This is a genomic window from Chitinophaga sp., from assembly GCF_035564935.1.
GTDB lineage: Bacteria > Bacteroidota > Bacteroidia > Chitinophagales > Chitinophagaceae > Chitinophaga.
The window spans coordinates 1-14498 of sequence record NZ_DATMTE010000813.1; the positions used below are offsets into that span (position 1 = coordinate 1).

General features: G+C 48.8%; 8 protein-coding genes and 1 pseudogene. All 9 read right to left on the reverse strand.

Annotated elements, in window-relative coordinates; translation table 11 throughout:
- A pseudogene (locus tag VN105_RS21255) lies at positions 1 to 531 on the reverse strand (hypothetical protein); the annotation flags it as partial.
- A gap of 13 nt (positions 532 to 544) precedes the next feature.
- On the reverse strand, positions 545 to 1603 hold the full coding sequence (locus tag VN105_RS21260; protein WP_325643966.1) for a hypothetical protein: 1059 nt from the start codon (positions 1601 to 1603) through the stop codon (positions 545 to 547).
- 194 nt (positions 1604 to 1797) lie between these two features.
- Entirely contained in the window at positions 1798 to 5154 is a 3357-nt protein-coding gene (locus tag VN105_RS21265) for a DUF1080 domain-containing protein (protein ID WP_325643968.1), read from the reverse strand.
- Positions 5155 to 5173: 19 nt separating this feature from the next.
- Positions 5174 to 6451: a Gfo/Idh/MocA family oxidoreductase gene (locus VN105_RS21270; RefSeq protein ID WP_079472773.1), complete on the reverse strand. Its 1278-nt coding sequence runs from the start codon at positions 6449 to 6451 to the stop codon at positions 5174 to 5176.
- Positions 6452 to 6616: 165 nt separating this feature from the next.
- Positions 6617 to 8215: a RagB/SusD family nutrient uptake outer membrane protein gene (locus tag VN105_RS21275; protein ID WP_325643972.1), complete on the reverse strand. Its 1599-nt coding sequence runs from the start codon at positions 8213 to 8215 to the stop codon at positions 6617 to 6619.
- A 17-nt stretch (positions 8216 to 8232) separates the two neighbouring features.
- A complete protein-coding gene (locus tag VN105_RS21280) occupies positions 8233 to 11502 on the reverse strand; it encodes a TonB-dependent receptor (protein WP_325643974.1) in 3270 nt (1089 codons plus the stop codon).
- A 121-nt stretch (positions 11503 to 11623) separates the two neighbouring features.
- Positions 11624 to 12745 carry a FecR family protein gene (locus VN105_RS21285; protein ID WP_325643976.1) on the reverse strand — a complete coding sequence of 374 codons (1122 nt, stop codon included), beginning with the start codon at positions 12743 to 12745 and terminating at the stop codon, positions 11624 to 11626.
- Between the two features lie 66 nt (positions 12746 to 12811).
- The gene (locus VN105_RS21290) at positions 12812 to 13435 is read right to left on the reverse strand and encodes a sigma-70 family RNA polymerase sigma factor (RefSeq protein ID WP_325643978.1); all 624 of its coding nucleotides are present in this window, start codon (positions 13433 to 13435) and stop codon (positions 12812 to 12814) included.
- Between the two features lie 189 nt (positions 13436 to 13624).
- The coding region (locus VN105_RS21295; protein WP_325643980.1) for an ROK family protein at positions 13625 to 14498 on the reverse strand (874 nt) is incomplete at its 5' end.

Genomic DNA, 14498 nt, shown 5'->3' on the forward strand with positions numbered 1-14498 from the left:
TAGCTGTTCCTTCAGCAGTTGCTTACGCTCACGGATATACGCTTTGATCTGTTCTGCCTGGGCAAGTTTATCTTTCAGGTTATCAACAGATTTCAGGGAGCCGTTCAACTTATCAGTAATGCCTTTGGATTGTTCCAGCAAACCTTTGGAATCTTTCAGAAAAGACAGTGAATTACTGAGACTGTCAAGATAAGGCCCTCCCTGGGTTAATGCACCGGAGTATTTTCCGAGCTTGCCTTTCATACGTGATTTCAGGCTGCCGAGGGAATCGATGGAATGTGTGAACAGGTTATTGGCCTTCAGGGAATCGATGCGCCCCAGCCGGCGTTTCAGCTTTTCTTCCTGTTTCATAAACCGGCTGAGGGCTTTTTCACTACGTGCAGTGATCTGCCGTTCCATTTTATCGGACTTTTGTTTTACCTGCGACAGGTACTTCCCGGGAATAGCGTTCGCCTTCTGTAACAGGCTATCCTGGGCCCGGGCAAACAGGCAGACAAACAACAATAAGGTCAGTTGATAAATAGCTTTCATGGCAAATAAGGGGTTATTTCGTAGCGATCTGCTGTTTCAGCACTTCCACTTCTTTAGAAAGAGCCGCCAGTTGTTTATTCATCTCTATAATATACAACATTTGCTCTTCAACTTTCTGTAAAAGTTGTTTGTTCATCTCACCTACATCTATACCTTCTTTTTCTATTTCACTGGCAGATGGGATACCGGGAAGATGCTGATTCTTTGTAACAAACTGTTCCACTTCAGATAAAGCAGGCAATGTGTAATTGGGGTAGAAAATGAAATCCGGCCAGTTCGCATAGGATTTCACAACTACTTTTGTAAAGATACCGCTGCCATTTACCGCCAGTTTGTAGCCTTTGGTATCTGTGGTACCTATAGCCACGCTGCCGTTGGCCTTTACCTGCATAAGGTTTACGCCTGCACTGTTAACCGCGAGCACGTTGTTGGTAACAAGACGTTGGCCTGTTTTACTTCTGCCATCCAGAATGATTGCGCCAATTGAATTATCAGAAGCGGGAAGTACGTCTTCGGCCTCTGCTACTGTGTATAAGCCAAATGATCTGCCCGGCATATAGGTGCGGCCAACAATACAGGGTATATAGTTGCCTGTTAAACTGGTGCCACTGGCAATGGTTAAACACCCCTCGGTAGGCAGCACATCAGATTGAGTAAATTTCGCAAAAGCGTTTCCGGGCAATCCGGTTACATGTAATTTGGCTATAGGTGAAGTTTCCCCAATACCAACAAACCCCGAATTAACAATTCTCATCGCTTCGAACTCTCCCGCACTACCCCTCACAAAAAATTTCATAGCAGACATCCTTCCCGAAGCAACTGTTCTTTCCACTTCCAATTTTCCTAAATCGCTGCCAGCCATATTAAATTTAATGGCACCAACAGTTGCCAATACATCGGAAGTATGCGTCAGCTTAATATTCGACGAACCAGCCGAAGATATTTCCAGCTTCTCAGTGGGTGAAGTAGTACCAATACCAGCATTACCAGTGGCCTCTAATTTATTCTGGGCATTACTGTTAAAACCAATCCCTGTCAGGATACAAAAAGCTACAAGTAGTGAATATTTCATAAGTAAAGGAAAATGAACGGGTTGAACACCACAGTTAATAATAAGGGTAACAATATCTACAAGCAAAGAAAATGACTATTCGCAAATTAACGGTTAACACATTCGTTGTATTTATACGCTTTATAATTATCAAGACGTCATAAAAAAACCGTCCCCACCTAAGCGGGAACGGTTCCGTATCTCAAAACAAAAAACTACAGCGTTTTCACCCTGATATTCCTGAATCTTACAATGGATCCATGGCCCAGGAAGCCAATATGACCCGTTTCCCTGTTCAGGCCGGGATGATTCTTATGATCCAATGTTCCGTTTTTACGGGCATCAGCAATATCACCATCGAGAATAACGGTGCCATTGAGTATTACTTTGATATGGGTACCGTTTACAATAGCTTCTTCGGTGTTCCATTCACCAACAGGCTTCAGGAAACCACGTTTTGCAGGAATTACGCCGTATACGGAGCCATGATACTGGTACACGTGCAGGTCTTTATAGATATCTGCTTCGTTATCCAGGATCTGTAATTCCATGCCTTCATAAGCGGCGTCGCCTTCCAACGGTGCGCGGATACCCAAGCCGTTGTTAGCGCCTGGTGTTAACTGGAACTCGAAGCGGAAAGAGAAGTTCTTGTATTCATCTTTCGTATAGAGGTTACCGTGACCACCATTGGTGGGATAGATCACCAGGTTGCCATTATCGATCACATAGTCTTTCGTGTTGCCTGTCCATTCGTGCATGTTGGTACCGTCGAACAGCATTTTGTAGCCGGCTTTCTTTTCTTCCTCGCTCAATACAGTTGGCTGCTGGCGTGGAATTTCACGGATGTACAGATCGCGGTAAGCAACGTAGGTACCATGCGCCTGCAGCTCGATCTGTTCTTCAGGGAAGATCGGCAGTTTGCGGTCCCAGTAATTTTCCAGGATGGTATTGTCTGTTACCAGTTCACCGTTGAGATATACCGTTACGCGATCGCCCTGCATAAGGATCCGGAAATGGTTCCATTCGCCGATGGCGTTATCAGCCAGTTTCAGTGGTTTGCTTTCATGCTGCTGGTTGTTGTATAAACCGCCGGAGCCTACCTGTGCACCCACATCGATACGGGAAGTATCCCAGATCTGTACCTGGGGGGAACCCCGGAGATAGATGCCGGCATCGCCCTGGGAGGTGATCTTCCAGTCGACCAGCATTTCAAAGTCGCCGTATTTCTTTTCGGTGCAAAGGTTATCACCGCTGCCACCAAATACCAGGAGGCCGTCTTTTACAGACCAGCCTTTGCGCATGTTGTCGTTTGCTTTATCCTGTGCTTTGCTGAGTGCTTTGGTATCCATTTTACCACGGGCAACCGGGTTTTCTACCAGTCCTTTCCAGCCGGTAAGGTCTTTACCGTTGAAGAGGGGAACGAATCCGTCGCCGGCAGGCATTTCAGCGAGGTATTTGCGGATCGACTGCCGCTGATAATCGGCATCAGGGCCGTTCAGTACTTTGGCTGTTTTCTCCAGCAGCGAACGTACAATGGCGCCATTGTAGCTTTTATCCGCCAGGGCAATGTTCATCACGGCGTTGGCAGCTGCCTGTTGTACGGCTGTATTGTCGAGGTAGTTACCTGCAAACAGTAACGCCGGTAATGTTTTGCAACGCTCTATACCTTCGAGGGCTTTCTGCTGTACCGCAGTGGAGGGCGACAGCTCCATTACATTGCGGAACATCAGCAGTTGCTGATCGGCAGGTAAACCGGAGCGACGGGTGAGTCCTACGTAGCCGGCAAGCGCTTCGTCGCGGTTAGCGGCATCGTCGCGGGCAATTTTTAAAAGTGCCGGTGCGGCAGCCGTGTTTTTCCAGGAAGACAATGCCCTTACCGCTGCTTTTTTCGTAGCTGCGTCTCCGTTAGCAAAGGCAGCAGTTACCGGCAGCAGGGCGTCTTTTTCCCCGATACCCGCCAGTACAGGAAGATAGCGGGATTGATTGGCAGCGGGCGCCTGTTTCATTTGTGTAAGCACGTCATTGCTGGAAGCGCCTGCACTGATGAGCGCCGCCTGGATACTGGCAATATCTGTTTCACTGCCGGTGTTATTAAGTAAAGTAAACAGCTCAGGGAGATTTGCCTTTGTAGCCACGTCTTTCAACGCGGCAATAGCTGCGCTGCGGGTAGTGGCATCTGTACTGGCGGTGAGCGGCAATACATCCTTTACGCGGCTGTCTGCTTTACGTGCAGCCAGTACCGTTAGTAAGGCTGTTTGCGCTGTGGCCGGCATAGTTGCCAGTGAAGCGCCTGCCTGTGCAGCCACTTCTTCGCCCGGCATAATAAGGAGTGCATTCTTTACTGCTTCTATAGTGGCGGCATCGCCCGTTTTCATAGTTTGCAGCAGGGAAGGTAATGCAGCTGCTCCGCCGGTGGCGCCGGCAGCTTTAATAGCAGCCAGTTTCACGCTTTCATTTTTGCTGGCTAATAGTTTCTGGAGAGCAGGTAAAGCAGCGGCCACTTTATTATCTCCCAACATACCAATTACAGCAGCTTTATTGGCATTATCTGCGCCCGACAGTTTCTTCAGCCACAATGCGTTGCCGGCTAAATTGTATTGTCCTGCAAATTTCAATGCTGCATCGCGGTACTCCGCATTTTTATCATCAGCAGCAGCTAACAGCAGCGGCATGCTCTTTTCTCCATTAATAGCAGTAAGCAGTTTTAACGCGGCGGTACGGGTATGTACCTGTGCATCTGTTTTTGCCTGTTTAAGCAGGTTCTCTGCAATTTTCTTTGCTGCCGCCTTATCTGTGATGTTGGCAGCATAGTACAACCAGGAAGCAGTAGCATCCGTTACATCATAGGAGTAACCACTGTTAGCTGCTGCAGAGGCCAGTACCGGCGCAGAAGCCGGTGCGCCGATCTGTGCCAATGCATACAGCGCCACTTTGGCGAGTTTCTTATCTGCGTTTGTAGCTAATGGTGCAATAGCGGTAGCAGCGGCAGTATAACGGCTATCTCCCAACGCTTCTGTGAGCGTAATGCGGTTATTGCCGGAAGCTGCGCTGAGCGCCTGTAACAGGGCTTGCTGCGCTGCAGGTGTATTTATTTTTACCAGCGCACGGGCGGCAGGGTCACAGAGACGGTTGTCTGTGAGGTACGACTGTAACGTGCTGGTAGCATTATCTTCCGCCAGTGTGGTCAGCTGGGTGATGAGGAAAAATTTATTTTCCGGTTCCGCTGTTTTGGCCAGTGCCTTGGAAAGCGCAGCAGACGCCTGTTTACGGGCCGCTTCTTTTCCTGGCTGGGTAACATAAAAAGCGTATCCGGCCAATGCATATTCCAGTTGTGTATTATCCCCTTTTCCGGGGGCTGCCAGCATCCCGGCAATAGTAGTAACACCTTCTTCTCCCAATGCCGCAATAGCTTCCATATTGGTGTTAAACTGCGTTTTATTGGGAGCCGGCATCAGCGCCAGCACATCGGCTATTTTGGTATGGAATGCACGCTGGTCCGACGGCCCCTGTGCGGAAACCAGGCTACTCCAGCCAACCAGTAATGCAACGAGTAAGTATAATATCTTTTTCATAATTCGTTTACTTGATTGTTTAGATAGTCCACGGTCCGCGCATTGGCTGATAGATCAGCGCGTTGGCGCCGGCATCATCTATAAACTCCTGTTTCACCGGGTCAAATTTCAGCGAGCGGTTCAGGCGCAGGGCAATCTTACCCATATTCACCAACGTAGCGGAACGATGCCCGTTTTCCTCATTCAATGCAAACTTCCGGCGGTTCTTTACAGCGTCTACGAAGTCTGTTTGCTGAGGAGCAGGATCAGGGAATGCTGCCAGTTTCTTTTCCAGGTCCTGGATATCCGAACGGAAGCCCGGGTAAAGCTTTCCTTTAGGACCTTCTATATAGGCGGCTTTTTCATCTGCACCATCACCATCCAGGATGATCTGGCAACCATCAGCATAAGTGTAGGTAATCCTTCTCCAGGTGCCTACTGCATCAGGGTGTTGCTGCGGTGCATCCACTTCCACGCTTACGGGACTGGTATCATCTTTACCCAGGAAATACTGGATAGGATCCAGGTAATGCTGGCCCATATCTCCCAAACCACCACCATCGTAATCCCAGTAACCACGGAAGGTTTGGTGCACACGATGCGGGTTATACGGGCGATACGGCGCTGGTCCCAGCCACATATCATAATCCAGTTCTTTGGGTACCGGCATTGCTTCCAGGTTGGTTTTACCTACCCAGTAAAATTTCCAGTCGAACCCGGTATGCTTGCTCACCGTTACTTTCAGGGGCCAGCCAAGCAGGCCGCTGTCTACCAGTTTCTTAATTGGTTTCACGGTGGTGCCCATTCCATAAAAACGGTCTTCAAAGCGGAACCAGGTATTCAGGCGGAAGATCCTTCCGTGCTGCTGCACGGCTTCCACGAGGCGCTTGCCTTCGCCGATGGTGGCCGTCATCGGTTTTTCACACCAGATGTCTTTACCCGCGCGGGCTGCATCTGCCGCAATGATACCATGCCAGTGCGGCGGAGTAGCCACATGTACAATATCTACTTCCGGTAAAGTGATCACCTCGCGGTAGTCGGCAAAAGTTTTTACGCCTTTGCTTTTATCACCCAGCTGGTCCATGGCCAGTTTCAGGTGACTGCGGTCTACATCGCAGAGGGCTACTACCCGTGTACCCGCATAGCCAAAGTGGCCGCGTCCCATGCCACCGGTGCCTATAACGGCTTTGGTGAGCTGGTCGCTGGGCGCCAGGTAACCGCGGCCCAGCACATGCCTGGGCACAATTGTAAATGCAGCAAGCGCCCCCAGGGAATTTTTAAGGAATGCCCGCCTTGAATCGCTGTTTTGTTTCGCCATAATTCAGTTTAATTGAATGCCTGGATTTGTTTTGATTGATAGTATTAGTTCACTGTATAATGCTATATTCACTGTTTTCTCATATCGTGGTTCTCTGATTGGTAAGATATAATCTAACAAGATGAAATGCAAGTACAGCAAAAGAAATTTGATAAACGGTAAACATCAGTACCCCGTATTTTGCACCATTTCCGGGTTGGATACTATTTCCTTTTCAGGTATAGGCCAAAGATAATCCCTGTCGGTATAAGAACGGTCCTGCACTTTTACCGCAGCACCTGTTTCGGGATTTGTAGCACCATATACCGCTCCGTTCATTACCTGTTTCACCAGTCCCCATCTCCTGATATCAAAATACCGCTGCCCTTCAAAGGCAAGCTCCGACTGCCGTTCACGGCGTACCAGCTGCCGCAGCATAGCAGCGCTGTTGTAGCGTTGTTTATCTACCGCAGGCATACCTGCCCGGGTACGAACATCATCCAGGTATTGTATGATCAGCGGGTCCTGCCAGTTGCCCAGCTCAATGGCGGCTTCTGCATAGGATAACAATACCTCGCTGTAACGGATGTACATAAAATCGAGCGAGCCACTCCTTGCCTGCCGGTCGCGTGCGTCAAGGTATTTACGGATCCAGTAACCGGTGGCAGTAGATTTCTGCACGCCTATTTTATCGGTGTTACTGGTGGCATTATCAAACGGGGAAAGGATATAATTAGCGTCTAAAAACGATTGACCCGGATACAGGATGGAAGCGGCCAGTCGGGGATCGCGGTTGTTGTTGTAGTTAGGATTTTTCCGGTAAATGGCTACGGAATCCGGTCCCAGTTCCGCCGGTGTTTTCCCCTGCATGGTTTCAAAATTGTCTACCACCTGCATAGTGGGCGATACATATGTTTCCCCGCCGATGCCGGAGGGCGCAAAGGTAGTCCATGCGTTACCACAGCCACCATCTTTAAAAAAGATACGTTCCTGGTTCAGCTCACCGCTGTAGCTGAATAACTCCGCATAACTGTTCACGCCTGCTTTTGCACTGCGATATAATTTATACGCGCCTGAACCAATAATCTTTGCCGCCGCATCCTTGGCTACATCATAGTGGTGAAAAAACAAGGCCAGTCGTATGATCAGCGCATTACATGCACCTGCAGAAATACGCCAGGTTTCATCGCTGTCATATTGTTTGGGCAGGTTCGCAGCACATTCCTTTAATTCACCGAGAATAAACTCATACACTTTTTCCTGTGGATCTCTTTTCAGATGATTTTCCGCAGGAGTAACCGATTTTGTTACAATCGGGATATCGCCAAAAAACAACATGATCTCCATATGATAAAAAGCGCGTAACGCCCTGGCCTCATATTTCATGCGGGTGCGCAGTTGCTCGTCCATAAAGCATTTATCCACGTTTTCAAGAAAGCGGCAGGCACGGCGTACATCTATATAATCATCCCGCCAGATCCATTCTGCCACATCCCAGGTAGGGTTCTGCAACCCGCGGGTATAAATATCGTAGTTACCGCGGAAATCGCCCCGGCAAACCGCTTCATCGCTGAGCCCCGACCAGAACATTACATTCCTTCCGCTGGACCCCGCCGGCACTCCTGCATAAATGGAGCCCAGCGCATTATAAGCATGACTTTCTGTTTTCCACCACTCTTCATCGGTTACCCCCGACGGGTTATCGTGGGTGAGAAATTTTTTACAGGCCGGTGAACACAAAAATACCAGGCCCAGTATCATTGTTATGCTGAATTTTATTTTCATCGTTGGAAGTTGAATGGTTATAATTGAATACTTACTCCTGCCGTATACATCTTCATGATGCCGTAAGTCCATTGATTTCCCTGGCTTTCAGGATCTACCAGTTTCATAGGAGTGAATACAAAAGGGTTTTGTGCATTTACATATACCCTGGCACCGTTAATGCCTATACGTTTTAATGTAGTGCTGCTGAAATTGTAACCCAGCTGTATATATTTCATACGCACATAAGCGCCGTTCTGTATCCAGAAATCGGATGATAGCTTGTTGATGTCGGGCGTAGTGGTTAAGCGCGGGAAGCGCGCATTGGTGCGCTCCGGCGTCCAGTAGTTATCGGCATAATACCTGGTGGGAATACCGCCGTCGGACGACATATCCAGCGGGTAGGCCAGCATACCGCTCAATTGTGCATCACTTTTGCTGACTCCCTGCAGCAGTAGTTCAAGTTCCCATTTTTTATACGTGACCCTGAAATTGGCGAAGAAGTCGGCCTGCGGTGTAGGATTGCCTATCACACCCTGGTCGTTTCCATCAATGATGTTATCACCATTCTGATCGAGGTAGCGTATATCGCCGGGTTTTGCATTAGCCATAGCAGGTACCAGCGGCGTGCCGTCCGGCTTGAAATCTGACGCCTGCAGCAACCCGTTTGTTTTATAGCCATACAAACTGTTCAGGGCGTATCCTTCTTTGTTAATACTATTGCCGGTTATATAGGGGCCTCCTTTTACAGTGAGGAATGTATTATTGTTATAGGAAATACCAGGGCGTATGGAAAGGGTAACATCTTTACCAATACTGCTGTTGTAATTCAACGACAGCTCCACGCCCTTGTTCCGCAATTTGCCCGCATTGATGGGAGGAGTTCCCATACCGCCTACATAAGATACCGGTGGTTGAAGAATAATGCCGTTAGTGGTTTTATTATAAAAATCGAAGGTAAGTTCCAGTTTGCTTTGAAGTAAAGCCAGGTCCAGCCCCAGATCCAGCATATCTACGGTTTCCCAGGTGATGTCTGGATTACCATAAATTGATTCTACGCCATCGGTGGCGCTGATCATGTTCTGGTACAGGTAAAGATCTATATTTTCATTTCCCAGCCGGCCGTAAGAAGCGCGGAGCTTCATGTTATTAATGACCGATACCGGTTTCATAAAGTTCTCTTTACTTATATTCCATCCCACTGCCACGGAAGGAAAAGTACCGTACTTATGACCGGGCCCGAAGCGCGATGAACCGTCTGTACGGATGGCGCCTTCCAGCAGGTATTTATCTTTATAGGAATAATTTAATTTTCCGTAAAATGATAACAGCGAGTTTACATCCCATAGTTTGGTATTATTTTCCTCCTGTGAATATCCACCCATCAGGTAAAAATGATGATCTTTCAGATCATAGGTATAATCTGCTGTTACCCCTGCATAGTAGTAGGTAGTTCTATCCATGTTGGCAGACCTCTGAACACCCCATGTTTGTACCAGTTTGCCGGTATAATAATCAAAGAAGTAATAGTTATCACGGGTGGTGCGGGTTATATCACTGTTCAGCCGGAAGCTGAACTGGCCGCGGAGATTCAGTCCTGGTAATACTTCCCATTTAGGTTGCAGGTTAATACTGGACTGCCCGTATTCATTGGCAGCCTTACCGCCATGTTCTGCATATGCCACCGGGTTTACAATATCCACATAGCGACCGTATATCACTGGCGCACCATCTTTTGCGGGGTATTTTGGAAGAATGGTAGGCGGTACCCGGAAGATGTCTTCCAGGATCCTGTTGCCATCATTGCCGTTGGGCCGGTTAGGATAAAAAGTGTTCCGCTTGATGGCAAGCATGTCCATATACACCAGGAACTTTTTGTTGATAGTAATAGAAGTATTGGCGCGGATATTATATTTATTGGAATGATTGAGCGGGATCATCCCTTGTTGGTTCTGATAATTGGCGGTTAAGGCAAAACGCGCCAGGCTGTTACCACCGCTCACTCCCACCGAATGACTGGTAATAGGCGCCGCGCGGTTCAGGATCTCTTTCTGCCAATCGGTATTGGGATATTTTATGGGGTCATCCCCTGCTTCTGTATGTTGAATATCTTCTTCTGAATAAAGCGGTGCATTGCCTGCATTTACCTGCGCTTCGTTAAACATGCGCATGTATTGCGGCGCTTCCACAAGGGCCGGCATAGAAGAAGGCGATTGTACCCCATAATAACCATCGTAGGTAACGGCTACTCTTCCGGCTACGCCGCGTTTGGTGGTTATCAGTATTACGCCGCTGGCGGCGCGGGCGCCATATACGGCGGCAGCTGCGGCATCTTTCAGAATGGTAACGCTTTCTACGGTAACGGGATCTATATAATTCATGTCCATAGGCACCCCGTCAACCATCACCAGGGGATTGGAGCCGTTAAGTGTGGTGATGCCACGGATCTTTATTACCGCGGCATCGCCGCCGGGCAGGCCGGAGTTCTGTGTTACCTGCAACCCCGTAACACCTCCCTGTAGCGCCTGTGATAAGGCCGTAATGGGCTTACCATTGGTTTGCTGCGCGATGTTGACCGAGCTGATGGAACTGGCAATATGTTTCCGTTGTTGTTCCGAGAGACCCACTACCACCACTTCATCGAGCGCTGCCACGTTTTCTTTCAGGGAAATGGTCAGCGCATTGTGACTGCGGATAACCGTAAATTCCTGGGACTGATAACCCATCTGGGTAAAAACGAGCACCGCATTCTTTTTTGCGCGGAAGGTAAAATAGCCGTCGGCATCGGTGGTAGTACCAAGCCCGTTATTATCCTTCACGCGGATAGTAACGCCCGGAAGGGCCTGCGGAGGTTCGTGCATATCGTATACCCTTCCGCGTATGAGGTAGGTGCTGTCTTCCGCCAGGGCGGCGGTTGACAGGCGCTCCGGCTTCGTTTTTTCTTTGGGGATAATAGCTACCTGGTTCCGCATAATGCGGTAACTAAGACCTGTATTTAACAGGGCTTTATCCAGCACTTCATTGATCTTTTTATCCTGCAGTTCAAGGGTTAGCGGTTGCTCCCGGTTTACCAGTTCATCTTTATAAAAAATACGCCAGCGGCTTTGCGACTGGATCTGGTTGAATAGCTGTGGCAGGGTACCCTGGTGCAGTTTGATATTGAGGTGTTCGTCTTGCGACTTGCCCGTGGCAGACACTCCAAAAATAGCGGTGAACAGTAAAATTACAGTCAGTTTCATTGTTCTCACAAGTTTAGTGGCAAAAAGATTGCCTGGCGGTATACGCCATTGTGCATAGATTTTTTTCATAACTTCATTACAGTTTTTTTAGTTAAACAAAAAGACAAGCCCTTCCCCGCTTCCCGGCGGGGCTGTGCAACCGGAAGATGTCCCACCATCTTCCGGTTTTTTTTGGTGATATGTATGGTATTTATTCTTTCTCTTTCAGTATGATACGCTGCCCCTGGCGCTCATAGCGCAGCGAGTTGGTGGCGCAGATCACATCAAGTACGTTTTCAAGATTTTCTTCCAGGTCAAGGTCACCGGAACAGGTTTCCAATCCGGGTAGTGAAGCTGCAAGGTCCAGCTGTATATTATAGTAACGCGTTAATTTTTTCAGGATGTCTTTCAGTGGTGTACTGTAAAACAGGAGGCGGCCATCTTTCCAGGCGGTATAGGTGGCTATGTTTACGGCGCTTACCTGCAGGCTTTCATTTTCCATGTTCACGGTAGCCATTTCACCGGGTTGTAACTGCCGGGAATGCTTTCCGAAGAGACGTTGTGAAGACAGCTGCGTACGCACGCTTCCGGAGGCCAGCACCAGGCTTTGTTGTTTATCATCGGGGTAAGCGCTGATATTAAAAGAGGTGCCCAGCACTTCCGTTTCTATACGTGAAGTATATACGAAAAAGGGAGATGCTGCATTGGGAGCCACTTCAAAAAAGGCTTCTCCCTCCAGGTATACCTCTCTTCTTTTATCATGAAAAGCAGCGGGGTACACCAGCCTGGATCCTGCATTCAGCTGTACAATGGTGCCATCTTCCAGCTGCAGGCGGGCGCGGCGGCCGTAAGGCACCACCAGGGTATTGTAGGGAGCGGCAGATGCCACGGTACTGTCGGCATTAATGGTAACACTGTTACCTCCATAAACGAGCGATGCATTTTTTCCCTTCAAGGTTACGGCAGATTGCTGCCCGAGGATCAGGCGGGTATCCGAAACATTGCCTACATGCTGTCCGCGGGCAAACTGTACCAGGGGATGTGCCGGCCGGGGCCATAATAGCCAGGCGGCCATGGCGAGTAATACTACCGCGGCGGCAGCTATTTTTGAGAACAGGTACCGGTATACAAAGGGTTTAGGTACCAACTCCGTGGCGATGTTTTCCCAGAGAAGGGCTTTATCGGCCGGATCCCACGTTTCGGCGCCGGCACGGGTGATCATATGTTGTACTGCCGCTGCCATTTCCTGCTGCAGGGGATCCTCGCTCTGAGCAGGCGGTTCATGGTCGTTACCAAGCAGGTCTTCCAGTTTCAGGTGTTTCTTATCAGGCATCTTTCGGCATCTTTGCTATATAGAGCAACAAACAAACAGGATATAGACTCCGGAACGAAACTTTTTTCAGAATTTGTAGTGCTGCCTGGAAAGCCATGCCATTAAAAGGATCATTAACGGCAGCAGCGGAGCTTTTTCCATGTTGGCGCGCAATTGCCGGAACGCCCTGTAGGCAAGGGTACGACAGGTAGGCACACTGATTTTCATGATACCTGCCACCTCTTCGTACGACAGGCTGCAATTGAATTTCAGGAAAAGGACTTCTTTTTGCCGGGCGGGCAGTTCATTGAGTTCACGGGCCAGTAAGCGCAGCATTTCCTGCTGCTGTTCTGCTGCGATTTGCAGTTGTTCTGCATCGGGTTCATAAACAATGGAAAAATATTCCTCCGGGCTGGCGGTATGGAGTACGGCGGCATTCTTTTTAACTACCTGGTGAATTTTCCTGCGGAATGAGCGGAGCAGGTAAAACCGGATGTTCACTTCCCGGGCCAGGTTATGCCTGTGGTGATAAAGACTGGTAAAAAGGTCCTGGATACAATCTTTTATAGTGCTGGTATCTTTTACATATCTCAGGCCGTACCGGAAAAGCATATCCGCATACATCTCATACAAGTCCCTGTAGGCTTGCTGATCCCCCAGGATGACATTGTTCCACAAAATACTATCCTCTGCAGTCAGACGGTCTTTCAAACAGTAAATATTTAGAAGTGGTTGATGCCCCTAATATAAAGGAAAAAGCAGAAAGGTTAAAGTTAACAAACAAAAAGAAGCTACCGGGCAAATATCCTGTTGGTTATTTCCGGGAGATAGATACGCCCGGTTCATTACCTGCTCAGGTTATTGCGCCATAGCTTCTGTTAAAAATATGTTTCCGTTGTTTTATGCTTCCTGGAAAGCGTGCCACAGGCTGGCTGCACCGATCAGGGCAGCCGCTTCGCCCAGGGTGGCTGTTACCACCGGGATACTGATCTGTTGTTTTTCCAGTTCGTTTTTTAGCAACGGGAGAAACAGGTCGGCCGCATTGGCGATATTGCCGCCAATTACTACTATTTCCGGTTGTTCTTCTTTAATAAAGGCAGAGAGGAAAGTGCCGAGATTAGTGGCAAATTCATTGAACAATTGCTGTATCCTATCGTCAACGCCTATACGTGCTACAAGGGCTTTTACATCGGCTACTGCTTCGCCGCTTACTTCCTGGTAGCGTTTTACAAACCAGCGGGTAGACAGATAATCTTCCGCCATCCCGTCTTTAAACGGTGAGCACCAACGGTTGGCATCGTTGGCTGCGCCATCGCGGTAAATGGCTGAACCCAGGCCTGTGCCCAGCGTAAGTCCTATTACCCGGTGATGGTTCCTGCCGGCGCCGCTGAAAACTTCGCCCTGCAGGAAGCAGCCGGCGTCGTTGATAAAGCGGATCTGCTGCGGGGCAATCCCCAGACGTTCTGCCAGCAAGTCCTTTACGTTCAGGTTATATAATGCGTCATATTTATGCTGTCCTTTCATGAGACTGATGCCATGTTCATAGTCGAACGGACCGGGCATCCCGATACCGATATGCCGGGTATCCGCCGTGGTATGAGAGAACACTTCACTGATAACCGCCGCCCAGCCATTGATAATATCCGCCACTTCGCCCTGCGAGTTAATCCGCGTGCGGTTCCATGTGCCTTCTATAATGGATCTTGTATTCAGATCTACCAGTGCTGCGGTAATGTGAGAGCCGCCGATATCTATTCCTAACGCCGTGGAATTT